At 31.3% G+C, this 2,231-nt stretch carries 1 protein-coding gene; it reads right to left on the minus strand.

Translation table 11 applies throughout. From position 1 onward, the window contains the following. Positions 1-268 precede the first annotated feature (268 nt). Positions 269-2,231 (minus strand): Zn-binding domain-containing protein (locus HG1285_RS04045; RefSeq protein ID WP_008288732.1); only part of this gene is annotated, 1,963 nt, incomplete at its 5' end.

Consider the following 2,231-nt stretch of genomic DNA (forward strand, 5'->3'; position numbering starts at 1 on the left):
GTCTTAGGTGGGTTTCTTATTGGGTATATAACAAAAGATATGGATTTTTTTCTCCTTCAAGTGTTAATTACTATAAGGCAAATCCTAAAAAGCAGGGAATTATTACAAAGCCCAGTATTATAAAACTGTTCCCAATTACTATAAAGCAAATCCAAAACATGCAGATAATTATGTAAACGCAAATGAAAATCCGCCTCCGAACTATTACAAAGCTCCATCTAAAAAGAAATCAACCACAAAAGAAGGCAGAACTATGGAAGCTATCCAGTCAGGATTTAAGTAATTCTTTAAGTAAAAAATGAGACAAAAATATAGAAGCTGTTTTATCAAGATAATCATTTGAATTTCCGCATTTTGGAGAGAAAATACAGGAAGGACAGCCGTTCACACAGCTACATTTAGAGATATTCTTATAAACGCTTTCCATCATTTTAGGAAGTTTGTGAAATCCAACTTCAGCATATCCAACACCGCCTTCATATCCATCATAAATATAAATAGTTGGTTTTGCAGTATCTGGTGAAAAAGGTGTTGATATACCTCCTATATCCCATCTGTCATTCATTGCAAACAGTGGATAAATACCTATTAAGGAATGTTCTACTCCATGTAGTGCACCTAAAAATGCATTTTTTCTTTCTTTTATTCTTTTTATTATTTCACTGTAAGTATTTTTATCTTTTTCTGGTAGTTTGTCTATAAAAGGTTTTATTGCCTTTTGAGCCATTTCAAAATAATCAAAATCCTCTTTTCTTTTAAACATATCTAAATTTTCAAATGCTATATTTTTGTAGACAAAAAATCCAGGGTGTTCTTTATCTTTTTCTTTTAAAAAGTTTCTTAAAATCCTAATATTGAATTTAAAATTTTTTTTGATAATCTCTTTTTCTAAAAACTCAGGGACAGTAAACCAGAACCCTTGAGTTTCAAACTCTCTTGTCATTTTCTCTTCTTCATGGAAAAACACCTCATCAAGCTTTCTATCTCTTTCTAAATCTCTTATAGAATATCCTAAAACTGTGGTCTTTACGTTAACTTTTCCTTTAAAAATCTCAATTTTCCCTATCTTTTTATGTCCTTCTATTTCAATAATATCAATAAATGATTCTTTCAAAGGTTCTGTAATGTAAGAAACATTAGATTTTACAACATATACAGTTTTTTCTTTCTGGTCAACATATTCAACAACAAATTTTTCTCCGTTATGCAGGTATATTGCTCCAGGGTGTGCTTCATATAATAGTATGTCTTCTGATATATCTCCAATGACTTTGTCTTTTATAGTTTCAACTATTTTATAGCTACTACCTGCTGACCTTATACTGAAAGGTTCCTGTCTTGAAGCATACAGCTTGTTATTTGAAAATCTTAATTTTTTCTCTTTGTAAAGCTGGCGGGCAACTTCTTTTTCATCTTCGTCCAGTTCTGATATTTTCACTGGAAGCTCTGCAGCCATTACAGGAATGTGTTTTCTTAAAATATACTTGTTTTTAGGGTTTATTACAGGTTCTTCCATTTGTCTTAAGAAAAGTTCTTCTGGGTTTTTTACAAAATACTGGTCAAGGGCATTTTTCCTTGGGATTAAAATGTTGTAGGCTTTTTTATCCCTTCTTCCTGCTCTTCCAAATCTCTGCCACAGCTGTGCAAGGGTTCCCGGGTAGCCTGCAAGTATACAGCATTCTAAATCTCCTATATCTATTCCCATCTCAAGTGCACTTGTTGATATTATCGCAAGTATATTTCTGGTCATGGTCTTAAATTCTATTTCTCTTCTTTCTTCAGGTGTATATCCTGACCTGTAAGGACTTACTTTATCTTCTAAATCAGGTCTGCCTATCTTTCTTAATGTATCTTTAACCCTTAAAGATAAAAGCTCTGCCTCTTTCCGTGAATCAACAAATATAATAGTAGAAATGTCTTCAATTATATTTTTAGCAATTAAATGTGAAAGCTCATTTGTTGTTGTTCTGTTAAATATTTGGACAACTTTTTCAGGGCTTGGAGCTCCAGATTTGTTTATCTCTATAACTTCTTCACCAATAAGGGTAGTTGCAAATTTTGTTGGATTATGAATTGTTGCAGAATTTGTTATAAAAACAGGTTTTTTACTTTTATAGTAATTAACTATTCTTTTTAGCCTCTTAATAATATTATAGATATGAGAACCTATAATCCCTCTATAAGTGTGAATTTCATCAAGTACAATAAAATTTAGATTTTCAAAAAACGAT

Source organism: Hydrogenivirga sp. 128-5-R1-1, from assembly GCF_000171895.1.